The sequence below is a fragment of the Cytobacillus oceanisediminis genome, assembly GCF_022811925.1.
GTDB classification, from domain to species: domain Bacteria; phylum Bacillota; class Bacilli; order Bacillales; family Cytobacillaceae; genus Cytobacillus; species Cytobacillus oceanisediminis_D.
Genome location: NZ_CP065511.1, coordinates 2,584,756 through 2,607,881 on the forward strand (window position 1 = coordinate 2,584,756; position 23,126 = coordinate 2,607,881).

At 36.7% G+C, this 23,126-nt stretch carries 25 protein-coding genes and 1 pseudogene; 11 read left to right on the forward strand and 15 right to left on the reverse strand.

Annotated elements, in window-relative coordinates; translation table 11 throughout:
• The first annotated feature begins 73 nt into the window (after positions 1-73).
• From IRB79_RS13090 to IRB79_RS13105, 4 genes are all read left to right on the forward strand, one after another.
• A complete protein-coding gene (locus IRB79_RS13090) occupies positions 74-1,504 on the forward strand; it encodes an alanine/glycine:cation symporter family protein (protein ID WP_243508952.1) in 1,431 nt (476 codons plus the stop codon).
• Positions 1,505-1,609: 105 nt separating this feature from the next.
• Positions 1,610-2,371 (forward strand): hypothetical protein, encoded by a 762-nt coding sequence (locus IRB79_RS13095; protein ID WP_243508954.1) that lies wholly within the window; start codon positions 1,610-1,612, stop codon positions 2,369-2,371.
• 78 nt (positions 2,372-2,449) lie between these two features.
• Positions 2,450-2,923: a staygreen family protein gene (locus IRB79_RS13100; protein WP_243508955.1), complete on the forward strand. Its 474-nt coding sequence runs from the start codon at positions 2,450-2,452 to the stop codon at positions 2,921-2,923.
• Positions 2,924-3,029: 106 nt separating this feature from the next.
• The gene (locus IRB79_RS13105) at positions 3,030-3,212 is read left to right on the forward strand and encodes a hypothetical protein (protein WP_243508957.1); all 183 of its coding nucleotides are present in this window, start codon (positions 3,030-3,032) and stop codon (positions 3,210-3,212) included.
• A gap of 353 nt (positions 3,213-3,565) precedes the next feature.
• Here the strand turns inward: IRB79_RS13105 and IRB79_RS13110 are convergent, their stop codons facing one another.
• On the reverse strand, positions 3,566-3,916 hold the full coding sequence (locus tag IRB79_RS13110) for a class I SAM-dependent methyltransferase (RefSeq protein ID WP_243508959.1): 351 nt from the start codon (positions 3,914-3,916) through the stop codon (positions 3,566-3,568).
• Positions 3,858-4,181 carry a response regulator gene (locus IRB79_RS13115; RefSeq protein ID WP_243508960.1) on the reverse strand — a complete coding sequence of 108 codons (324 nt, stop codon included), beginning with the start codon at positions 4,179-4,181 and terminating at the stop codon, positions 3,858-3,860. The genes IRB79_RS13110 and IRB79_RS13115 overlap by 59 nt, the downstream gene beginning before the upstream one ends.
• Before the next feature lie 134 nt (positions 4,182-4,315).
• Here IRB79_RS13115 and IRB79_RS13120 point away from each other — a divergent pair, with 134 nt between their 5' ends.
• Positions 4,316-4,552, forward strand: a complete 237-nt coding sequence (locus tag IRB79_RS13120) for a hypothetical protein (RefSeq protein ID WP_243508961.1) — start codon at positions 4,316-4,318, stop codon at positions 4,550-4,552.
• A gap of 555 nt (positions 4,553-5,107) precedes the next feature.
• On the opposite strand, the pseudogene IRB79_RS13125 reads toward IRB79_RS13120, so the two are convergent.
• The 5 genes and pseudogenes from IRB79_RS13125 to IRB79_RS13145 all read right to left on the reverse strand — a co-directional run.
• Positions 5,108-5,828, reverse strand: a pseudogene (locus IRB79_RS13125) (HAD-IC family P-type ATPase); the annotation flags it as partial.
• Positions 5,829-5,967: 139 nt separating this feature from the next.
• A complete protein-coding gene (locus IRB79_RS13130; protein WP_243508963.1) occupies positions 5,968-7,095 on the reverse strand; it encodes a YncE family protein in 1,128 nt (375 codons plus the stop codon).
• Positions 7,096-7,448: 353 nt separating this feature from the next.
• A complete protein-coding gene (locus tag IRB79_RS13135; RefSeq protein WP_243508964.1) occupies positions 7,449-8,888 on the reverse strand; it encodes an MATE family efflux transporter in 1,440 nt (479 codons plus the stop codon).
• 131 nt (positions 8,889-9,019) lie between these two features.
• Positions 9,020-9,556, reverse strand: coding sequence for a hypothetical protein (locus IRB79_RS13140; protein WP_243508966.1), 537 nt, complete (start codon positions 9,554-9,556; stop codon positions 9,020-9,022).
• 587 nt (positions 9,557-10,143) lie between these two features.
• Positions 10,144-11,118 carry a F510_1955 family glycosylhydrolase gene (locus IRB79_RS13145; RefSeq protein WP_243508967.1) on the reverse strand — a complete coding sequence of 325 codons (975 nt, stop codon included), beginning with the start codon at positions 11,116-11,118 and terminating at the stop codon, positions 10,144-10,146.
• Positions 11,119-12,056: 938 nt separating this feature from the next.
• Between IRB79_RS13145 and IRB79_RS13150 the strand changes: the two genes are divergently transcribed.
• Positions 12,057-13,622: an alkaline phosphatase family protein gene (locus IRB79_RS13150; RefSeq protein WP_243508968.1), complete on the forward strand. Its 1,566-nt coding sequence runs from the start codon at positions 12,057-12,059 to the stop codon at positions 13,620-13,622.
• A gap of 132 nt (positions 13,623-13,754) precedes the next feature.
• Here the strand turns inward: IRB79_RS13150 and IRB79_RS13155 are convergent, their stop codons facing one another.
• Complete coding sequence (locus tag IRB79_RS13155) at positions 13,755-13,994, reverse strand: hypothetical protein (RefSeq protein WP_243508970.1); 240 nt, start codon at positions 13,992-13,994, stop codon at positions 13,755-13,757.
• Positions 13,995-14,153: 159 nt separating this feature from the next.
• On the opposite strand from IRB79_RS13155, the gene IRB79_RS13160 reads away from it, so the two are divergent.
• Complete coding sequence (locus IRB79_RS13160; RefSeq protein ID WP_243508971.1) at positions 14,154-14,786, forward strand: TVP38/TMEM64 family protein; 633 nt, start codon at positions 14,154-14,156, stop codon at positions 14,784-14,786.
• Positions 14,787-14,850: 64 nt separating this feature from the next.
• Here IRB79_RS13160 and IRB79_RS13165 read toward each other — a convergent pair whose 3' ends face one another.
• The 3 genes from IRB79_RS13165 to IRB79_RS13175 form a co-directional block, all read right to left on the reverse strand.
• A complete protein-coding gene (locus IRB79_RS13165) occupies positions 14,851-15,162 on the reverse strand; it encodes a hypothetical protein (RefSeq protein WP_243508973.1) in 312 nt (103 codons plus the stop codon).
• A gap of 321 nt (positions 15,163-15,483) precedes the next feature.
• Positions 15,484-16,299, reverse strand: a complete 816-nt coding sequence (locus IRB79_RS13170) for a metallophosphoesterase (protein WP_243508974.1) — start codon at positions 16,297-16,299, stop codon at positions 15,484-15,486.
• Positions 16,300-16,382: 83 nt separating this feature from the next.
• Entirely contained in the window at positions 16,383-16,940 is a 558-nt protein-coding gene (locus IRB79_RS13175) for a YkoP family protein (RefSeq protein ID WP_243508975.1), read from the reverse strand.
• A gap of 53 nt (positions 16,941-16,993) precedes the next feature.
• Here IRB79_RS13175 and IRB79_RS13180 point away from each other — a divergent pair, with 53 nt between their 5' ends.
• From IRB79_RS13180 to IRB79_RS13195, 4 genes are all read left to right on the forward strand, one after another.
• Positions 16,994-17,131, forward strand: coding sequence for a hypothetical protein (locus IRB79_RS13180; RefSeq protein WP_243508977.1), 138 nt, complete (start codon positions 16,994-16,996; stop codon positions 17,129-17,131).
• 65 nt (positions 17,132-17,196) lie between these two features.
• A complete protein-coding gene (locus IRB79_RS13185) occupies positions 17,197-17,400 on the forward strand; it encodes a DUF1657 domain-containing protein (protein ID WP_214726739.1) in 204 nt (67 codons plus the stop codon).
• Positions 17,401-17,465: 65 nt separating this feature from the next.
• Complete coding sequence (locus IRB79_RS13190; RefSeq protein WP_243508978.1) at positions 17,466-17,672, forward strand: DUF1657 domain-containing protein; 207 nt, start codon at positions 17,466-17,468, stop codon at positions 17,670-17,672.
• Positions 17,673-17,692: 20 nt separating this feature from the next.
• On the forward strand, positions 17,693-18,550 hold the full coding sequence (locus IRB79_RS13195) for a DUF421 domain-containing protein (protein ID WP_243508980.1): 858 nt from the start codon (positions 17,693-17,695) through the stop codon (positions 18,548-18,550).
• A 229-nt stretch (positions 18,551-18,779) separates the two neighbouring features.
• On the opposite strand, the gene IRB79_RS13200 is transcribed toward IRB79_RS13195, so the two are convergent.
• From IRB79_RS13200 to htpG, 4 genes are all read right to left on the reverse strand, one after another.
• On the reverse strand, positions 18,780-20,144 hold the full coding sequence (locus IRB79_RS13200; RefSeq protein WP_243508981.1) for an amino acid permease: 1,365 nt from the start codon (positions 20,142-20,144) through the stop codon (positions 18,780-18,782).
• Between the two features lie 111 nt (positions 20,145-20,255).
• On the reverse strand, positions 20,256-20,597 hold the full coding sequence (locus IRB79_RS13205; protein ID WP_243508982.1) for a hypothetical protein: 342 nt from the start codon (positions 20,595-20,597) through the stop codon (positions 20,256-20,258).
• Between the two features lie 33 nt (positions 20,598-20,630).
• Positions 20,631-21,083, reverse strand: coding sequence for a YndM family protein (locus IRB79_RS13210; RefSeq protein WP_243508984.1), 453 nt, complete (start codon positions 21,081-21,083; stop codon positions 20,631-20,633).
• Positions 21,084-21,203: 120 nt separating this feature from the next.
• On the reverse strand, positions 21,204-23,081 hold the full coding sequence (gene htpG / locus IRB79_RS13215; RefSeq protein WP_243508985.1) for a molecular chaperone HtpG: 1,878 nt from the start codon (positions 23,079-23,081) through the stop codon (positions 21,204-21,206).
• Positions 23,082-23,126 lie beyond the last annotated feature (45 nt).

Genomic DNA, 23,126 nt, shown 5'->3' on the forward strand with positions numbered 1-23,126 from the left:
AAATTCTTTTGATAGATTATAAGGAGTGTGTTGTTTTTGTGAAATAACAATAGAATGGATTAGGGGGAATAGCATGGGTTTGTTGGAATCAATCGTAGGCTTTCTAAATGACCTTTTATGGACGTACATTTTGATTGCCGCACTAATAATTTTGGGATTATATTTCAGTTTTAAAAGCAGGTTTGTCCAATTAAGATATTTTGGTGAAATGTTCAGAATATTGGGCGATAAAGCGATGGTATCTGCAGAAGGGAAGAGAGGGATATCATCCTTTCAGGCTTTTACTATTAGTGCAGCCTCCCGTGTAGGTACAGGTAATATAGCCGGTGTAGCAACTGCAATTGCTGCAGGGGGGCCAGGGGCTGTCTTTTGGATGTGGCTCATCGCTTTTATTGGGGGAGCATCCAGTTTCATTGAAAGTACTTTGGCGCAGATTTATAAAGTGAAAGATAAGGATGGTTTTCGCGGCGGTCCGGCCTACTATATGGAAAAAGGGCTGAATAAGCGATGGATGGGAATAATGTTTGCAATCATTATTACATTCTGTTTTGGTCTGGTTTTTAACTCTGTTCAATCGAACACCATCTCTTTAGCTTTTAATGAAGCGTTCGGTGCGAGCCGTCTAACCATCGGACTTGTGCTTGCGGCATTAACGGCGATCATCATTTTCGGCGGCGTTAAACGGATTGCATATGTGTCACAAGTCGTTGTGCCGATAATGGCGGTTATATATTTAGCTGTCGCTATTGTAATTGTCATGATGAATTTTACTGAAATTCCTAATCTGGTTGGCAGCATTGTTAAAGGAGCTTTTGGGCTTGATCAGGCTGCTGGCGGAGCAATGGGTGCTGCAGTGATGATGGGTATTAAAAGGGGTCTCTTTTCAAACGAAGCAGGAATGGGCAGCGTGCCAAATGCAGCTGCTACAGCTTCAGTTTCCCACCCTGTAAAACAAGGATTGATTCAAACCCTTGGGGTATTTGTGGATACGATATTAATATGTTCTGCTACCGCTTTTATCATCCTTCTATCAGGTGAGTATGCTAATTCTGACCTTACAGGCATTGAATTGACACAGGCAGCCCTTAGCACACATGTTGGATCATGGGCACCTATGTTTATAGCTGTTGCTATTTTCTTATTTGCGTTCACATCTGTTATCGGAAATTATTATTATGGAGAAACAAATATTGAATTTATTAAAGAAAGCAGCTCTGCGTTATTTATTTATCGCATTGCCGTACTTGGAATGGTTATTTTCGGATCTGTAGTTGATTTAGCAATCGTTTGGAGCCTCGCCGATTTATTCATGGGCATAATGGCCATCATTAACTTTATTGCAATTGTATTGCTTGCTAAAATTGCCTTTGCAGCTCTGAAGGACTATAAGGCACAAAGAAAAGAAGGAAAAGACCCTGTGTTTTATGCTGACTCTATCCCAGGTCTAAAAGGTATTGAATCCTGGGAAACGAAAGAAAATGCTTTAAAAAAGGCAGCTAAATAATTTATTGGTTACAGCCTCTTATCCTTAGGATAGGAGGTTTTTTGTGATTTTACATGTTATTTCCATAATTGGGCAAGATAATAAAAAAATAGGGAGGATTCGTAAATGAAAAAAGAATTGCTTTTTGCGTTTGCGGCTTTCTTTTTTATGTCTCTCTCCGCCATAACAGGCGTATATGCTGGTGAGGAAGAACAAAAAGCTGTAACGGTGTCAAAAAATAAAGTGGATGTAACCGGTGATAATAAGGCGGATACCGTCTATATTAAGGGTGTTTATTATGAGGAAGGCGCATCATTTTTAAAGGAAATATCACTTGAAATAAAGGCTTCAGACGGTAATACGTTTAAAGCGGAGCTTGCTGGAGGCTATAAACCTCAAATACAGTTTGAGGATTTAAACCATGATTCCATAAAAGATATGTTTATAAGTATTCCAACAGGGGGAAGTGGCGGCCTGTCGAATTTTTATTTATACACGTTAAAGGACTTTACGCTGACTGACCTGTCGGTTCCAGATCCTTTAGTGATCAATAGCCAATTTGAAAATGGCTACAAAGCCAATATTAGCATTCAGGACACCAAACAATCATATACGTTTGATTTAAGGGACCGGAGCGAGGAATATGAACGGCTTGGTTTGTATTTAAACGGAAAACTAAGTGAACCCTCCGAACTAATGGTAAATCCTTATAGCACGCTGAAGATCATCCCTGTTGAAGGTCAAAACGGATTATTAGGAATTCAAAGAATAAGCGGTGCCTATAATGCAGATACAATAGCATTTGTAGAATCTTTCTGGCTGTATGAAAAAGGGAAATGGATGTTAAAAGACACCAAAGTAATGAAAATGAATTCCCGCATGCGTTAATGAAATGGGCATTTGTCACGTTTCTTTCAGCGCCCCATATACTGGGCATAAGGAAATTTGTATATGGGGGCGCTTATTATGAGTAATTTTAATCCATCTAAGCTGTCGGTTAAATATTTGCCTCCTGCGACGGAATTCAGACCCGTAGACAGCAGGAAATATACGCTTACACACTCAGATGCAACAGGAGAATTATTTTTGGCGATAGGCGGATGCTATGACTTTAATGCTGTCAATCCTAAATTCCGTGATGAAGTATTTGCTGAATGGATTCCCCAAATGGGGCAGTATGTGCTGAGCGGCAGGGTATATATCAGCGGTGGGGAATTCGATAAGCAATACTCAAAAATAAGGTTTCTTATCTTCCAAAAAGAGTTGGATCTGGCGCTGACAGCTATGGTTTATGGAGACAGATGTTTTTATACCAATTATCCCTGGCTGCTTGATTCGCCAATCTTTATATATTTTGAATCTGCTTACCCGGAGTTCAGCAAACTGCTTTATTACGGGACTCCGAGAAAATATTTAAGTGCAGCATTGCAGCCAGTATGAAATGGATGAACAGGAACGTGTGTTTGGTTTATGAAAAATAGCTCAAAACGCAGCAATTAATGTAAAAGAAGCTATACTTAATCATATAAGCAAAGGAGCGATTAGAATGAAGAAAGAACAGGAGAAAGCCTTTGGATTGAGCTATGAATCGGATGGAGAGATGGGAGAAAAAACTAAAAACAATAATAAGGATAATAAAGAACAAGATGATATGTTTTTAATACTACACAGGATAGTGAATAAATTAAATGGATTTGAAAAGATGGTTGCATATAAATATATTATGTAAACTAGACAAAAATGTATCAGGTAATAGGGAATGTTGAATATCTGCGTAATATCGATTAATTTAAGTATTAACTGGACCATCGGAATATTTAACCATAGATTCAGCAATAAACGAAATAGTTCTTTAAAAATTAACTTTAAAAATTAAACTGAAAATTATTCACAACAAAATTTCTTGGTTTGCAGATTAAATCATTTAAGGAATATTAGACTGTAAATTTTCATGTTGTCTCACTATCTTAAGTATACTTTGATATTGAGACAACAATTTCATTTCAATATATTACTTCCTATAATATATATTATGTAAACTAATAAAAATCTCAAACGTACAAATAAGTTACCTCTTCAACTCTAACTACCTGCACCTTGTTTCTCTGCCATTACACAATAATAATCTATCGACTTGTACTTAAGATGTTCAATCCTGATATTTGAGTAACCTGTTTCTTTTAGCAAGTTTTTGAGTTCTTCAGCTGCTGGGGTATATAATTCGAAATCAGAGTCATCAGATGTTCTTTCGGACATTATATCCTTGGAACGAAACGTAATGACTAACCTCCCCCCTGGTTTGAGCACTCTTTTTATCTCGCGTAGAGCAAGAACAGGACTGGACCAAAAGTAAATCGTGTTCACTGTAAATATCTTATTGAATACCCATTCGCCATAAGGAATTTTTTCGATATCTCCTTGTTTGAATTCCATTTAATAAGTTCTCTTTTTTTGATTTTGCAGTAAGTATGATTATTGGTACATCACTTTCTTTCCTTATTAAACGGCATATTTCTTCTCCAGAAATATCAGGAAGCATTAGGTCTAGAATAATGATATCAATGTCATCTGCTTTTGCTTTTTTTAAGGCATCTATCACATTGGAAGTCATCAGAATATCCCAGCCCTCCTTTTCAAAGTAGGCCTTTAATACTTCAAGAATCATATCTTCATCATCTATTAAAAGAATTTTTGTCACGGGTAACCACTCCTTGTGTTTATTTTATCATCCTCGATTATTTAAATTGTAATCTTCATATATTCCACATGAGTTCTCCATAAGATCTGCATTTCCTTAGAGTATTCTAAAATCAAGAAAGGAGATGAATGATTATGAGAAAATTTGTGATTGGCGTTTTAAGTGCAGGGTTTATTTTGGGGGCAGGAACATATGCATTTGCAGAAGAAAACGGAAACGGTGGTTTAAACTTCGGGCAAATGAAGCCAATGTTCGAGGAGATGCATCCTGATCTCTCAACAAAGGAGCAAAAAGAAATGTTTGATTCATGCCATGGAAAAGATGGGATGATGCAGCAAACCGGAGCTGAAAGCATGATGAATAATCTTTAGCTCGAGGTGATTCCAAATGATGGGCGGATATGGAATTGGCATGATGGGTTTTAGGAATATTAGGATGGCTACTAAATCTTACCTTGATAGGAATCGTAGTTTATTTTGCAGTAAAAATGGCTATCAAAAATCAAAAATAAATCTTTAATTCAATTAAACGTAAAAAAGGACCGGAATTGAATACGGTCCTTTTTGTGCTCAGTTTTTTATATAATTTGTAAAAGAATTCTCAAAGGTATTCCCTGGCTTTGGATATACTGAAGCCGCGCATTCAAAGAGTCAAACGATCGTTTGTTGTGATTGTGCCATTGATTGAAACATCGTTTTAGTAGACTGCACCTTGTTCTAATACAATTTATTAATTCCAAAAAGTATTTGGCAAAATGATTACCAAATACTTTTACAAAAAAATCGAATGATTAGGAATAAAATACAGGCTATGACTAAAATCTCAAGTAGCCCTTGCTTAAAGCAAAAAAAAGAGTATGACTCTTGTACTAATAATGTGAGTCATACTCTTTTTTAAAAAAGCTGCTTACTTTTATTGGACCAACACTAGCGTACAGGTTTCCATTTTCGCAAAAATAATGTATTGCCAACTACCGAGACAGAACTGAAAGCCATGGCTCCCCCAGCAAGAATCGGATTTAAAAGGCCGATTGCTGCAACTGGAATCAAAACAACGTTGTATGCAAATGCCCAGAAAAGATTTTGTTTGATTTTTCTCATTGTAGTTTTGGAAAGGCTGATTGTATCAACAATTCCCATCAGGTCACCGCGCATTAATGTTATATCCGCAGCCTCTATTGCAACGTCTGTACCTGTTCCAATAGCAATTCCGACATGGGCAGCAGCTAGTGCAGGGGCATCATTAATCCCATCCCCAACCATTGCAACTATTTTTCCTTCCTGCTTCAATACCCATATTTTTAAGATGTTTAATAGCTTTGGCAGAAGTTTCTTTAACTGTATCCGCGACAGCTATTATACCTGCTAGGCTGTCATTAACTGCTATTAGCATAGCGGTTTTTCCTTCCCCTTCAAGCTTTTCCATGCGGCTTAATGCATTGCCTATTTCTATATTATTCTTGATCATTAACTTCTTATTTCCAATAAGCACCTTCTGAACTTTGATAATTACTTGGATTCCGTGACCTGGGATGGCATTAAAGTTTTTTGTATCCTGAAGCTGAATGCCTCTTTCTTTTGCACCATTTACAATTGCTTCCCCAAGAGGATGCTCCGATCCTTTTTCAGCTGAAGCAGCTAAATAGATTCCCCTGCCTATAGAAAATAAACTGCATAAAACCCCAGATTCTATTTTTGAACCTGGGGTCTGTCACATATTCAGCTGTTCTAATAAAATTAATAGACAATTGTCTCAGTTTTTTATTTATATAGTGATAGAAGATGAATTAATTTGTAATGCTTATTCCATTCGGTACTCCTTTTACTTCAATTGTTTCAATTACCTTATTCAATTCCTTATCGATAATGCTTACCGTATCTTCAAACATATTCGTTACATACACCCTCTTATTGTCCGGACTTGTTACCACTCCATGGGACCCTTTTCCGGTTTCAATTTCAGCTGTAGCTTTCTTTGCAGCAAGATCTATAACTGTAACACTGCTGGAAGGAGCTTCTTCTGTTCCCTGGTTTGCAACATAGGCAAACTGATCTTTCTCATCGATATATACTTGTGCAGGACCAGTCCCCACCGGAATTTTATCAACCTTTTCAGTAGTCAAATCAACCACAGCGAGAGCATTTTCTCCATTTAATGTAGCGACAAGCGTTTTTCCATCAGAAGTAACACCCGTAGTTACAGGAGCTGTTCCCACTTTGATTCGCTTTTCTTCCTTCATGGTTTCAAGGTTAACAACACTTACTGTGTCTTCACCCATGTTGGCAATATAAGCTCTCTTGCTATCTGATGAAATTCTGAATCCATGTGGCCCTTTCCCTGTCTCCACTGTATTAACTACATTAAAACTCGGGATATCAATGACAATCACATTATTGTCTTCATTGTTTGTTACTGCAGCGTATTTCCCATCCTCTGAAAAAACAATATGGGCAGGGTGGTTGCCAACTTCGACTTCCTGCATTAGTTCATCGTTTTCAATGCTGTAAAAAACTGCTTTTGCACCCATTTCCATTCCTTCTCCGTGACCATCATCCTCTCCACCGTGCCCTGCCATACTTGGCACCACCGTTGCCCCAATCATTTTTCCATCTGGTGAAACCTGCACATTATGAACAGAACCATCTACTTCTATTGTCGATACAATTGAATTATTAGCTGCATCAATTTTAGAGATGCTTCCTCCCTCGTTTGCGGTGAAATAATATTGGACAGCTGTCTTCTCATCGGCCTCTTCTTTATTCTCATCTGCTTCCCGTTCCTTGTTTTCTACTTTGGAAACAGGTTCCTTGTCACTCTTTTTATCTTCCCCAGCATTACTTGCTGAACTGCATCCTGCCAGTATCACTCCTACTAGCAACAGAAAAATAAATACACTTTTTTTTACTTTACTCATGATATGTTCCTCCTTTTCGAATTTAAGGAAAGCATAATAACTAAAAAAGAATACAAAAGTGATTTATTTCACTATGCCAAGTTTATTTTCAAAAAGTCTAACAATCTTTTGAACTCCATCAAATCTTCATATTTGGAATATAGGATAAGAATTTTCAACGCAAAAAAATGAACAGACCAAATTGTTGCCTGTTCATTAGGAACTACTAGTTTTTTTATCTGAAAAATAAAACTAATTAATCCTATCAATCCCACAATCAAAGACCAGATTATTAAAAATATACCGGTTGGTATTTTGTTATTTCTGATTTTCCCTTCTTATTCGAACAGCACGATATATGACATCACTCCGTTTTAATAGTTATTTACACAAGCAGACATATTTTCTTTGGTCGTCTGCGGATGGCATTCAGATTCCGCTTCAGGAGCTTTTTCGAGTGCCATCCATTTTCCTCTTTGGAACTGAATAACGAGTACAACTGCCCTAACTGCAATGTCAATTCCAATGGCAATCCAGACACCTGCTAAACCCCAACCTAGTTTTATGCCCAATAAATAGACAAGGAGTGTACGCACGGCCCACATTCCAATGGCGGTCAGGTACATTGGAAATTTTGTATTGTTTGCACCTTGGAATGCCCCTGTTAATACCATAAGCATAGCTAAAAAGGGTTGAAAAACGCCCGATATCTTTAAAGCTGTTCCTATATTTCCGATTACCTCCTGATCCTCTGTAAAGAACCTTCCCGCCCAATCACCAAGAAAGAATAGCATAGCTCCAAGAACAGACATTGATGCTAAAGTTAAGACGGTTGTAAGCTTGGCATATCTTCTCGCTTCATCTAGGTTACCGGCCCCGATTTGCTGACCGACTAGTATTGTCGCTGCCGTTGCGAACCCGTAACCAATCATATATGAAAAGACCTCTATATTTCCTGCGATTTGGTGTGCGGCAAAAGCATTTGTTCCGAGTGCAACAACAAATCCAAAATACACTATTTGTCCTGCCCTCATTACTAATCGTTCTCCAGCAGCTGGTGCACCGAGTGTTGTGAGTTCCATTAAATGTACCTTGTCCAGTTTCCAATAATCACGGCGGAAAGCGAGAAGTTTTGACCGATTCAGATAGTATAAAAGCGCAGCACTTCCAACGACACGTGAAAAAACAGTAGCCAGGGCAGCTCCTACAATTCCCATTTCAGGAATAAATATAAAACCGAATATCAAAACATAATCTAGGACAGCGTTAATAATATTTATCATGATACTTACCTTCATCGGTGTTTTTGTATCTCCAGCCCCTCTAAGTATGGCACTCAATACAAACATTAAAGACATGAAGATAGACGGAATGCCTACTATTCGAAAATAAAGAGAACCAGCTTCTAACACATCAGCCTCTATTCCCATAAGCTTCAGTAATGGTTCTGCAAAAAAAAGGGTAATTACTCCCGTAAGCAAACCAAACAGTATGGCTAGGACTACAGATTGCTGGGAAATATGCCTTGCCTTTTCCGGCAAGTTCGCTCCAAGAAAATTTGCAATTCTAACGTTTGCAGCCACCCCAATCGCCATGAACAGAGCAAAATAGATAGCAAGGACAGCATTGGTAACTCCTACAGCGGACACTTCCGCTAAGCCTAACTTTGAGACAAAGTAGGTGTCTACAAAACCAAGGATGGTTTGAAAAAAATTTTCTATGACAGCGGGAATGGCAAGCACAATAATAATTTTTAGCCTATCTTTATTAGACTGAACATTTTTCAGTTTTGCATCTACAACTTCTTCTTTCAAATATCTTCCCTCCGTTTCTGAGAAGGCTGTATATAATAAATGTTTACCTTTAATTAAATAAGGCACACCTGAAAAGTGTGCCCTAGTTGATAATTAGGCTATTTACATTATTTACTTACCCGGAACATTTATTACAAATGGAACCGTATAAAGCTTTCCAAGATATTTAAATTGTCCCCAAATTTTATATTTCCTGAAATAGGGAATGTAGTCATGTATTCAACATCCGGTCCTTTAGCGGCCTCATCTTTTGGATGGACGTGGAGAAACTCGTCCATTTTTTCACTTACAATGACTACATGTCCTGCTGATCCAAGATAAGGTTCCAAATTTGTAATTTTGTTCCTTTTGCTGTCCGTAACAGTAAATGTCATTAGTACATGTTGTTTTACGGCCAAATCATCAAATTTTAACTCAAATATTAAATCGTCTACATGCTTTATTAATTCCTTATCGGAATTAACTGTTTCATAATGTTCCTCGCCTTCAACTATTAGGTCATACTTGGCAAGTTGCTGCGCAGAACCTTCTGGAAGGAAATCAGCAAATATTTTGTACGTTCCTGCTTTTGGAAAGGAGGACTTGACACTAAACTTGCCTTCCCCATCATAATTGGGGTGCAAATGCTGAAAAATACTAAGATCGTGACTTATAACAAGTATGTGCATCTGTTTTTCATGTACAGCTGAGAAGGATGTAATATTCTTTCCGTTGCTATTGACTGATAAAGAAATTTCAGTTTCTTGCTTTGGTTTAACAGTAGCAGGACTGACATTCCATTCAGTTTGTATTTCTTCTACGCTATTAGAAAGTACCGCATGGACATGAGATTCATGTCCATGCGTACCATGGTTCGATCCTGATTCATCATTTCACCTCAAAAATGTTATATTATCTACTCTTCTATAAAGTTTTACCACTGTATTTCTTAAATAAACTCCACAAAAAATGCATATTTACCACTAAAATTTTAGGGTTGTATTAAAAAAATTCAGGCTATACATAAAAAAAATCAGCGTAAAACTATGTATGCAGCTAATTACATATGCACAAGAAAAAATACTAAACGGGGCAGAAGGGTTTAAAATAGTAATTGAGGGTAAAAGCAAATTGGGCTAAGAAGACTTCATTATGTACCACAGCCATATTGTTGAGTACGAAGAAGCGGTTATTTAGTAAGGACAGTTTGAGGTTAATAATAGGTGTTTAAAAAGTAAAAAAGATCGAAGCAAGCCTTTCGATCTTTTTTATTAATTCATTTAATTTTGCCTGCTTCTACAATGGCATCCCAGTTATTAGCTCCATCAGTTGTATAATATATGTCTCCATTAAATGAAACAAACGTCATTTCCTGTTCATTATTTGGGTTTTGAGCAAAATACCTAACTGCATCTTCTTTCATTTTAGGCAATGTTATTTCCTCTTCTGTTTCATTAGACAGAGAAACCTTTGTCAGCTTAGCTGTACCATCGTAAGTCCCGTAGATTAAGTTGTTATTTGTAAAAAAGACGGACGTGCCTTGTCCGCTTTTAGAAATTCGTTCAAAGGTTTCACCTTTATCCTTTGACAGGTATATTCCTTGCTGACCTGATGCGGCCAAATAATCAGCTTTTTGGGGATGTACAGCAACACTGAGCAATGTATCATCAAGACCATTTGCAGCTACTTTCTTCCATGTATTTGCGTTATCTTCGCTAAGATAGAAATTGCCTGTTTCCATAATGGAATTTTTCTTTGGATTCATTAGGAAAATCACCTGATTTTCATACCCTACTCCCATCAGATGGAAATCTGTTTCACCTTCAACAGCTAGCTGTTGAAGTGTTTTTCCATCATCGGTACTCTTCTGTATTCCTAATGGATTTGGAAGGTTTGAATCCTGTCCAGGGTGCCCACTCGTATAAAAGCCGTCTTTTGTTGCATTAAAGCCCATATAGTCATTGTTTTCTTCCTTAGTTTTATACCAATTCCCTCCATCATAAACCTTTAATCCATCATGAGCTGCATAAAAGGGCTTACCTTGATTTCCGGAATAGCCTACCCCGTGGATGTGATCAATTTTCCCATCAAAGACTTCAAAAAAGCTATTGGATGCTACCTCTTCCCCGCTTCCCTGTTCATCAGTTTGGGCTTCTGATTCGATATCCTTGTTATCTTTTTCTTCAGCCTGGCCACATGCTGCAAGGCTAAATGTTAATCCAAGTACTGCTAATAATAAAGAATTTTTCATAACTCTCACTCCTGCTACCAATTATAGGATCATTTCAGGAAGAGGCCAAACTAAATATGACACTTGGATAGGACGAATCAGATTCTTCACACCTAAATATTCTTTAAAAACCATGTGTCTCTCAAGTTTTTCTTTTTTCACACTCTTCTTCAAACGATCACATAAAGATTACAACCAAAATATGCACTTAATATGCAGAAAATACACAAGGTATACGTAAGTTTATTATCGGTTTGGTGAGATTCCTACCAAGTTAAATAAAAAGCGAAAAACTTAGAATATGTATTCAAAATAAGGAACATTAACCTGCCTAATAGTTGAAACAATTAATATTAGATAATAGATTACAAGAATTTATTAACAAAAGAAAAACAAAACAGTGACTTTATCTTTCCAATTGAGTCTATAATTTTTATCTGCTTTCTCTTGTATTTACATAACCTCAAGCACTGATCTACTGTTTTATAGGTACCTTCTTCTTCATGTATTACTACGTCTTCAAGAAACCTTTGGACCTATTTTTGTTCATTAAATATTGCTACAATATGATTTTGTTCAGAGCAAGAAATTTCAACTCCAAGAAATAAATAGCTTCTCTTACTGATTTTTAAACCACCTTGTAATGTAGGGTAATTTTCTTCACCGTACATCAAGTTGCCATAATAATTTTTATTGGGCAGTTCTCTCCTCCAAAAGAAGTTTTTGTCCATAATAATACATTAATTACAAAAAAATAAGCATACTGATAGTAAAGTTTCTGTTGGTATTATAATAAAAAATTTTGGGTTAAGTTTTGATTGAATAATGGGAATGAAATATGGTTCCATTGCTGGTTTGATGATTAATTAACCTTGCTGCCCTCTCCTCTATGCTGCCGCACATTTTTATGCTTGCATAAAGTTAATATAAACTATATTTCAAAGCGTAGGTGAAATTTGTTGATTCGTTTGCTTCCTTGTATCGTTATTTCTATTCTTTTAATCGGTTGCGCTAGCAGTGGTAATAATTCAAATGAACAGGATAAGAAAGCAACTCCTATTCAAACAGAGAGTCAGTCTTCACCTAAAGTTATACTTCTTGTTATCGATTCGATGATGGATGAGCCTTTAAAAAAAGCTATCCAAGAGAAGAAAGCTCCTGCTCTGGCGTTCTTTTTAAAAAACGGACAATATAGTAAAAATTTAGTAAGTTCCTATCCAACCATGTCGGTTACAATCGACAGTTCTTTAATAACTGGTGCTTACCCGGATAAGAGTAAGATTCCTGGACTTGTTTGGTTTAACAATGATAAGAAGCAAATCTTCACTTATGGAAATGGTTTATTTGAAATCATGAAGATTGGGGTTTCCCAATTTGCTGAAAGTATCATGCATCAATATAATAATGTAGACCTCAGTCCAAATGTAAGCACCATCCATGAGGATCTCGACACGATTAAAAAGGAATCAGCATCCATTAACGCATTTATTTATCGGGGAAATTATCATCATACCCTTAAAGTGCCAAAGGTGATAACAAAAGTGAGTAATTTACCTGAGGAATATGAAACCGCCGGGCCAAAAATGCTGTCTTTAGGTACATTTATTCACCAGGACAAAAAGAATAATCACATTGTGAATCGTTTAGGACTCAATGATGCCTTCGCGGTTCAAGAATTAAAATATCTTTTGGAAAAAAATATTATTCCTGATTTTACAATCCTGTATATTTCAGAAAATGACTTTACTGTACATAGGAAAGGGCCAAATACAATAAAAGGAATTGAAAAACTTGATAAGCATCTTCAGGAGGTCTTAAATAGTTTTCCGAAATGGGAAAATGCCCTTAATAATTATATCTGGGTTATCATTGGAGATAGTAATCAGTCACCTGTCATTGAACCGAAAAAAGAAGCTTTAATCGATTTAAAAGAAATCCTATCTAAAAATAGAATTTTAAAGCTCGGTAAGCCTGCTGCAAAAGACGATGAAATTGTAATTACAGCAAATGAACGTATGGCATATGTCTATAAAATTAACGAAAGTGTTGCATTAAAAAATATTGCCGAAAAATTGAAAACAGATCACCGGATTGCCTGGATTGCATGGAAGGAAAAAGAATTAATACATGTGATATCCGGAGATCATGAGGGATCCTTTAATTTTAATTCAGGTGGAACCTATCGTGATGTTTATAATCAAGCCTGGTCTATAAAAGGAAATACCTCCATTCTCGATTTAACCTTAAAGAACAAGAATATTCATTATGGGGATTATCCTGATGGATTAGCAAGGTTATATGGAGCGATGCATTCTCAGGAAGGTGAATTTCTTGTCGTTGATGCAAAACCAGGCTATGAATTCATTGGAGAAAGTTCACCTGAACATTCCGGTGGCGGCGCCCATGGTTCCATGCATAAAGATGATTCACTAATCCCCATCATTGTTACAGGAACCGATAAAAGTATCGATCAGCTGCGGATTGTGGATTTGAAAAATTGGATACTTGATTCTTTGAATTATTGAAAAAACATAAACCTTTTCTCAGCATATACCTGAGCGAAGGTTTATGTTTTGTTATAAATCACCAGCTTATTTGTTCCCGGGTTTTTCTTACAATTCAGCATGGTTTTAGGATTGCATTTTTGCTGACATTTTTTAATAAAATGATTCATTAACCTCCCAGGATTCCACCGTTTTATAAGCTGTTTGCGGATCATAGCCCTTTCCAAGCAAGTACGCAATTGCTGCAACTTCAGTCATAGCATGGGAAACTGAAGTGAATTTTGCTTCTGTTAGGCCATAATTCACAAAAGGTTTTACGTTCATTAATGTCTCGTTTTTTAAATTTCTGTTTGGCATAAAGTAACCATAATTCATGTTTTGATAATAGTGCATTTGTTTAGCTGCCTCCCCATTTTTTTACCTTGATGTTATTTTATGATTGGTTTCAAAAAATGTTTTTGTCCAGGTGAATACATTTCTTTACAAAAAAATAAGCATACTGAAATTAAGGCAGGGAATGGATAGTTTTAGGGATATAAAGGAGCAAATTTGATGCGCAGATGGTTGATTGTAATGGCCTATGTCGTTTTATTGATTGTTGGAATTACCAATAAAGAATATTTATTAGAATGGCTGCGAACCAGTGACCCATCATGGCTTCCTGCGATGTTTTTATTTTCTGTTCTGATTGCATCTATACCATTCTTGCCATTTACTCTATTTGCAGGATTAATGGGAGTGAAATTTGGTGCTATAGTTGGTTTGCTGATAAATTGGTTTGGCATTCTCTTTACTTCGTTAATTTACTTTTTTTTATCAAGGTACTATTTCAGGAATTATTTCACTGCCTATTTGGGAAAGTATAAAGGAATTAATAAATTTCAGGGCCTATTTGAAAAAAATGCATTTATTGCTATTTTGTTTGGACGAATGATTGTTATTATCCCTCCTCAGGTGTTTAATATCTATTGTGGAATAGCAGATATTCCATTTAGGCATTTTTTTATAGCTACTGCAATTGGAATGCTGCCTCCAATGTTTATGCTTGCATACAGCGGGGAGCAATTGTTTTTATCACTTCATAATTTATTGCTGGGAGTGGTTTGGTACTTTCTATTTCTTCTCGGTTTGTTCCTTTGCTATAAATTTTGGTTCCATAACAAGATGGATCCATCAAAAAAATAATCTGATCCAATACTGAAGTAAAATTATAAATAAAAAGCCCACAAAATACGTGGGCTGTTATATGTTATTTGTTGTTTATCTGGTTCTTATTCGATGTTAATTCCTCCGCAAACTCAGTTAACCCCGCCGTATTTGGCTTCTGGAAATTTGTCATTTGGGCTGTATTATTGAATTTGTTGTTTATCTGGTTCTTATTCGATGTTAATTCCTCTGCAAACTCTGTTACCCCCGCCATATTTGGCTTCTGGAAATTTGTCATTTGGGCTGTATTATTCATTAAGTTTTGCAACGGGCGATCCATATTTCTGCCGCGATTTCTAGTAAATCCATATGCAGCTGCACTTAAGCCAAGGCTAATTAAAGATCCCCATAACATTCCTCTGTTTCTCCTTCTCTTTCTGCCAAACATATTTAAAAGTGGCTGCATTCTGCCAGCATTAAAAAGCGCATTTATCCAGTTATTCAAGTCTTAGCACTCCCCTTTAAGTAATAAGAAGGAAACTTAATTCCCCTCCATATATAATTTTTACTTCTGGGGTCACGAATATGCTGGCAAAAGTTTTAAGGAGTTTGTAAATAATATTTGTGAATAACATAAAATTTAATTTTGTATATAACTGATTATTCTTCAATTTCATAAATGGTTCTGTATATTAAAAAACCTTGCCTAATGCTATAGCAAGGTTTAAAAAATGCATTAAGATATTTCATGAAAAGTGATTTCAGGGCGGCTGCCGATACGGATATTGACCCCTGTTTGGCCTAGTCCTTCACTAATATAAAACGGTTTTCCGCCATGATAATGAAGACCTTTAACCATTTTCATACGTACAAGCTTACCCATTTTTATCAAATGATAAGGCTTCGGCCAATGAATTTGTCCACCGTGGAAGTGCCCTGATAATAAATAATCAAAGGGGATATTTTCCATCTCTAATACAACATTAGGATCATGTGTCAAAATTAGATTACAGCCTTCAGATACTCCTTTATAGGCCATTTTTACATCACTGTGCTTAGTACTGTAATTATCAATTCCTATAATGTTTAGATTTTCCCCATTAACCTGAATCGTCACATGCTCATTTTGAAGTGTTTTACAGCCATTTTCTTCTAGAGTGTTTTTCAATGTTTCAAAGTTTTTCCCCTTTAGAACATAATCATGATTACCGAAGACTGCATACATGCCATGCTTTGGATTTGTCTTGTTCAGCGCATGGAGATAGCCTGCAAGTTTAGGAATACTCCGTTTGCGGTCAAGGAAATCGCCAGTAAGAGCAATTAGGTCCACTGGCTGTTTTGAGATCATCGCAAATAATTCATCCGGACTGACAGATATATTTTCGAGGTGCATATCAGATATATGAAGAATTTTTATGTTATCTCCCGAAACTGAGATATTAGGACGGGAAACAGAAATTGTATTTATGGTTACTTTCTTTGTGTTCTTATTGGCTTTGTAAACAATAATACAGAAAACGGCAGACAAGATTAAGGTAAAAAATAATGCCATATTAATATCCCCTCCCTCCTTAAAAGTATAAGAGGATTGAGGTGATAGTCCTAGTGGGAGTTAGAGGAAACAGTCTGCATCTTTTATTTATATTTTTTAATCAGGTTTTCTTTAGACATCAATAAGTAAACAGTGCGATGCTTTTTTAAATTTGCGGCAGAAATTTTTGAACACGATAAAAAATATATAGGTAATTGAAATGTTTTTTTTAACCAGCAGTATAGTTTATTTTTTGGAAGTATACATTCAAATCCAAGCGTGCTGAATCCCTTGTTTATAAGGGTGATGCCTATAACCCCTTTTATTTTCGTTCCTTCAGGATGGCTGAGAATAAATGCGGTCAAAAGCGGCATTGAATCCTTTACACGTTTATAAATAGCTCTTCCTTTTAATAATTCATTTTTCATGTAGTTAAATTCATTTAACAGCCTAACATTGTGGAGATGAATTTTAAGTAAAAGATCATTTTTTCTAATGATAACACCGTCAGATAATTCAATGTCATTTCCTTTATATTTTGTTAGCCTCACACGAAAAACTCCTCCTTTTTCGGGATCTGCAGTAAGATGCTGTAACCGGGTAAAAGGATAATAAAGAGGATCCAAGAATACCCATATTGATAATAAAATATTACGAAACATGATTTTTTAGGTCTTCTCCTTTCCTATGCTCTAGTAAATAGGATGTTAATCTAATGGTCATTTTAATTATGGAAATGAACGGATGTATTCCCTTTTTTAATATGGCAGCTTACTGTCGAGTCAGCGAAGATGAGATCCAGACCGCCCTGTATGTTCAGCTTACTGAAATTGGTATGAAGTTTATTACATAAGCATTAAATAAAAAGTAATAATACATTGTGTAGTTTAAATTCTCATTTGAAAGAAGGAATTAAAGATGACAGTTGGAACTCAAGTAAAGCAAGCGATTGTTGGCTTGAAGAGCGCACAGGCCAGCTTTGAAACGTTTGCACTCGCTACTGACAACCAAAATGCTAAACAGCTGTATCAGAATGCTGCACAGCAAACACAAACGATTATAGACAGCCTTGAACCAAGACTTCAGGAGATTCAGCAAGAGGAACCTCAATATAATCAGTAGACATTAAGGCTGGCATATGCCAGCCCTATTACAATTTAAATTCTATCCTGAATGGTGTGATCCCAATGACAATTGCTTCGAATGTAAATCAATGTCTTGCAGCGATTCGTTCTATAGAAGCACAGTTATCAAATTTGGCCTTAACCTCAATGGATGAAGAAGCAAAGCGCCTTTTCCATGAATCCATGCTCGAGATTAGCGAGATAAAAAACGATCTTGAAAACCGGAAAAAGGTTATAGAGTTTGAGGAACCCCAATATAAACCAAATTAAATGAACTTGGAGATGAAAATATGCCTGAATGGCTGCTTATCGGTGCTCGTTCTATTTTATTCGTAGGTGTTTTATTTGCTATAACCAAAATGATAGGAAAAAAACAAATATCAGAGCTTTCATTTTTTGAATATGTATCAGGTATTACAATCGGAAGTATAGCCGGTGAAATTATTATGGGGTTGGATAACCACTGGGCCAGCGGAATCCTTTCTATTTTCATCTTTGGTCTTGTAACATTATTTGCCGATATTCTTTCCCTTAAGAGTAAAAGCTTCCGTGATTTCTTTGAAGGAAAAGGAACTATCTTTATTAAGGATGGAAAAATATTGGAAGATAATTTAAAAAAAGAAAGATACTCGATTGATGATTTATCCTCCCTGCTTCGCCAAAAAAATGTCTTTAAGATGGCAGATGTGGAGTTTGCTGTTTTAGAGCCGCGCGGAGATCTTAGCATCATGCTGAAGAAAGAAAACCAGCCGCTTACCCCGAAGGATCTTCAGTTGAATTTACCTCAGGAAAAAGAGCCGCAAACGGTTATTATGGATGGGAAAATTCTAAACGATCCCCTTGCTGAGTCAGGGAAAACAAGAAAATGGCTTAACATGGAGATAGAAAAACTGGGCATGACAATTGATAACATTTTTTTGGGTCAAATTAATTCTTATGGAGAATTAACTGTAGATATTTTTGATGATTCACTTAAGGTTCCTGCACCACAGCAGCGTCCTCTGCTTTTGGCAATGATAAAAAAGTGTGCAGCTGACCTTGAAGTGTTTTCCCTGCAGACTGATTCCAAAAAGGCACAGGAAATGTATGAAAAAAATACTCAAAAGCTGAATCAAATCATTCAGAAATTATCCCCATATTTAAAGTAAGTGCTTGTCCATCATCTGCAGGACTTGAAAAGATAAAAAGTATCTGTCCGCCCCTTTCCCATTCCTTCAAAGATCTTTAAAGAATTTTAAATAAAGGAAGGAGATAATTTGCAATGATAAATAATTTTAATTTGTACAGTCTGCCTATGGGCTGCTTAAAAGTGAATAAGAAACAGCGTATTAAAATTGAACAAACACCAGAATAAAGACTGGTGTTTGTTTTTTATTGTTAACAGCTGCTCCCGCCTTCTTTTTTCCATACTTTTTTTTGCATAATTAAGGCTACGGTTGCTATTAATGCTACAAATATTAAACTGACAAAAAATCCAAGCCTTATTGACTTTTCAAGTAATGTGCCGCTTATCGCAGCTAGGATCAGAAGCAATCCCGCAGTAGCAATTATCTTTCCTAACAGCTTATTTTCCAGAATCCGCAGAGCTGAAATGATGATGAATGACCAATTGAATAAAATTAATATACCAGCAGCAGTAGTGATATACTCATATATTTTGCCTGGCAGCAGTAAGGCGGTTACGATTGATGCAATTAAACCGGCTGTAGCCAGCCCCAGCGACGGCAAAGGCAGGTCCTTCCACTTCTTTATCTTTTTTGAAAATACCGCAGGGGCATCGCCATCATTAGCCAAAGTAACCAATAAGGCTGTTACTCCAAACAGCGAAGCGGTCATCGTAGAGAAGCCGGCAATAATGATTGCTGCATTAAAAACGTGCGGGAAGAAGTCCAGATTATATTTATCCATTGCAGTTACAAAAGGACTCTCTTTTTCATTAAAAGCTCCATGTGATGCCATATATACGGCTAAGCCAAGGGAAATGACATAGATAATGGCAAGAACAATAAGCATGATAATTCCGGCTTTTGGTGCATCCTCTTTCTTCTTTAACCTTGTTGCCATTAGCCCGATGACTTCAATCCCTCCGTACGCATAAAAAGCATATATTAAGGAGGACCAAAAGCCTTTAAAGCCTTCCGGAAACCAATCGTGAGCAGAACCAGGGAATCCTGGATGCTTTGCATCTCCATCTATTACTCCAGCCAATGCTGCAGATGCCAGGATTATAAACATAATAATCGCTGCTGTCTTAATAACGGCAAAGAGGTCTTCTACCTTATCAAAGCCTTTATTACCTGTTAAAACTACTATAATTGAAAGAATGGCATAACCCGCTGCAAAAATCCAAAGCGGCACATGAGGAAACCAGAATCTTGTTAAGATAGACAGCGCGGTTAATTGACTCCCCATTATTAGTATATTTGAGCACCAGTAGTTCCACCCGCAGCTGAAGCCAGCCCACTTGCCGTAAGCTTTATTGGCATAATAGCAAAAAGATCCTTCCTGGGGGTCTTCTGCTGTCATTTTAGCTAAAAGATTATAGACGATATAGGTTCCAATTGCCGCTAATATAAATGAAAATACAATGGACGGTCCTGTAATCTTGATTCCGATGGCAGATCCGAGAAAGAAACCGGTCCCGATCGTACAGCCTACTCCGATTAGAGATAATTGCCACCATTTTAAATCACCGGATTCACTTTCCTTTGAGGAATTGCCGCTGGGAAGAAAAAAATCCATGGTGTACCTCCCTCTTTAGGTCTTTTATTCTGTTGCTTTTTTGCAAAAAAACAAGCCGATTCAGGTGATGATCGGCCTCCGTTTAATTTCAAATGGACTTTGCCATAGTACCTATTTCTTCTTCTCAGAACTGTCGCTTTTTAATCCTGTTACGGATCTGAATAACTGAGTATGCATGCTCCCCTGGACAATGTCCTCAAGGAAGAATTGCTCAATCAGCTTTTTGTATTCCTCATCTTCAAACATCTTCTTGTTTTGCAGTTCCATCTCGGCAAGACCCTCATATGTAGAAAGAAAAGCATATGTATGGTCCTCTCCTGAAATGGGCGATAATAGCTCAACCTTGTGCTGGTAATTTTCGTTTCGATAGCTTTGGATCATCCTCAGATTTTTTAAAGCCTCAACAAAATTATCCTGCTTTACTTGAAATGATTGATATACGAAAACTGACATGTTAATCTCCTTCTCAAAAATTTTTAGAATGGATTATTGACCTTCACCGCTTCGGCCATCTGGTTTTAGGGGAGTTAGGTCCTCTGAATTTTCAGTATTATATCGAAGGTTCCCATGGCTTATAGAGTCATTTTCTACTCTTGTTTCAGCCAAATTCCTTACGAGATATAAATGGAATGCATACTCAAATATGGCTGATCCGAAAGCTGCAGCCAATGACATGCTAATGAGTTCATCTTGAAGTGTTAAAATAGAGCTCAAAAACCATATGAGCAAAAAAGCCCATCCGAAATCAGCAATGGCCGCCACTGCATTATTTGTCCGGCGAAGTATCAGCATATCACCCAATATATATGAGGTGATTACAAGCAAGGCTGTAATGATAAATATATTTTCAAAGCTCATGCCGTACCTTTTGCCAAGAATAATATAGAAAAGGACAAGACAGGCCATAAATTTCAGCGATATTGCCTTGCTATGCAGCATAACACTCCTCCTATACTGCTTAGTGTGTTTATTAGCACATAAAATATTCCTTTGACTGTGTTAAACAAAAAACAAAAAACAAAAAAACAGCCCATTTGAATCGGGCTGTTGAAATGTATATTAAACCATTACTTTGCAAATATCATTCGTAAACTCCACAGGATCACTGATTGGCAGGCCTTCAATCAGCAGCGCCTGGTTATATAGGAGGTTTGTATATAGATATAATTTCTCTTTATCATTTTCCAAAGCATTTTTTAAGGCTTGGAAGACTTCATGGTTTGAATTGATTTCCAAAATCTTATTTGCTTTTACGTCTTGATTTTCCGGCATGCTGCTTAGGACTTTCTCCATTTCAATGGTAACTTCTCCATCGGCTGTCAGGCAAACCGGGTGGCTTTTAAGCCTTTTGGAAATTCGTACATCAGTCACTTTTCCTGACAAAATTTCTTTCATGCTGCTGAACAATTCCTTATGTTCTTTTTCTTCAGATTCGGATAACTTTTCATCCTCATTCTCTATGCCGAGATCGCCGCTTGAGACGGACTTAAATTCCTTTTCTTTATAGGACATAAGCATCTTAATGGCAAACTCGTCAATATCTTCTGTAAAGTACAGGATTTCAAAACCCTTATCAGCCACAAGTTCAGTTTGTGGAAGCTTTTCTATTCTTTCATGTGACTCTCCAGCTGCGTAATAAATATATTTCTGGTCATCCTTCATCCTTGATACATATTCATCAAGTGATGCCAATTTCTTTTCTTTTGAAGAATAGAACATCAATAAATCCTGGAGCATTTCTTTTTGGGTTCCAAAATCGCTGTATACACCATATTTTAATTGTCTTCCAAACGACTTATAAAATTGTTCATATTTTTCCCGCTCATTCTTCATCAGGCTTTGAAGTTCGTTTCTAATCTTTTTGCTGATGTTTTTCGCAATGAGCTTCAGCTGCCGATCATGCTGGAGCATTTCTCTTGAAATGTTAAGTGATAAATCTTCAGAGTCCACCATCCCCTTTACAAAACTGAAATAATCAGGCAGAAGGTCTCCGCACTTATTCATAATTAATACGCCATTTGAATAAAGCTCTAGGCCTTTTTCATATTCCTTTGAATAATAATCAAATGGAATATTCTCAGGAATATATAAAATTGCATTATAGCGGATTGTGCCATCCACATTAATATGGATATGCTTTACTGGCTTATCAAAGCCATAATGCTTCTCCTGATAAAATTTTTCATAATCTTCGTCTGTCAGTTCACTCTTATTTTTCCGCCAAATCGGAACCATGCTATTGATGGTCTGCTCTTCAGTGCTTTCTTTATTCTCATTCTCAGCGTCTTCTTTTGATTCTTTAATTGGTGCATCCATCTTAATTGGATAGCGGATGAAGTCTGAGTATTTCTTTATGATCGATTTTAAGCGGTACTCTTCGAGGTATTCATCAAAGCTTTCATCTTCCGTATTTTCTTTTATTTTAAGGATAATATCAGTACCGACTGTGTCTTTTTCACATGGCGTAATCGTATATCCTTCCGCCCCATGGGATTCCCATTTGTACGCCTGCTCACTGCCAAGGGCTTTGCTGATCACAGTTACAACATCAGCGACCATGAATGCCGCATAAAATCCTACGCCGAATTGGCCAATAATATCATGGCCATCTTTAATCTCCTGTTCTTTCTTAAAAGCCAGAGAACCGCTTTTAGCAATGATGCCAAGGTTATTTTCCAGCTCTTCCTTTGTCATTCCAATGCCTGTATCTTTGATTGTTAATGTTCTGTTTCCCTTATCAGGAACGACCTTTATGTAGTAACTCTCTTTGTCAAACGTTAAGGAATCGTCTGTAAGTGCTTTATAGTAGATCTTATCGATCGCATCGCTGCTGTTGGAAATAAGCTCCCTCAGGAACACCTCTCTTTGAGAGTAAATGGAGTTAATCATCATTTCCAATAATCTCTTGGATTCTGCCTGAAACTGTTTCGTTTCCATGTTAGTCTCTCCCCTTTCAAATTTTCATTACATTAGCACTTAAAC